This window comes from Glaciecola sp. SC05, from assembly GCF_041380235.1.
GTDB lineage: Bacteria > Pseudomonadota > Gammaproteobacteria > Enterobacterales > Alteromonadaceae > Glaciecola.
The window spans coordinates 1-307 of sequence record NZ_JBGIYY010000071.1; the positions used below are offsets into that span (position 1 = coordinate 1).

The 307-nt window shown below is 48.5% G+C and carries 1 protein-coding gene; it reads left to right on the top strand.

The features are described from left to right. A partial coding sequence (locus AB9H30_RS19420; RefSeq protein WP_371196444.1) for a transposase zinc-binding domain-containing protein occupies positions 1–307 on the top strand: 307 nt, incomplete at both ends.

Sequence of the window (307 nt, forward strand, 5' to 3'; positions counted from 1 at the left end):
ACGCGTGGTATGCGGCGACTGCAAACACGAAAAGTTAGTCGCATTTAGCTGCAAGCGACGTGGATTTTGCCCTAGTTGTGGTGCCAGGCGTATGGCGGAAAGTGCAGCATTGCTGGTAGATGACGTACTGAAGGGCTATCCCATAAGGCAATGGGTGTTAAGCTTACCCATTCCACTTCGGCTTCTACTCGCAAGAAACCCAAGTGAATTAAGCAAGGTAATGCAAATCATTCACCGCGCCATTTCGACACACATTGTAAACAAAGCGGGTTTTACCAATAAACAAGCTAAAACGGGCGCCGTTACC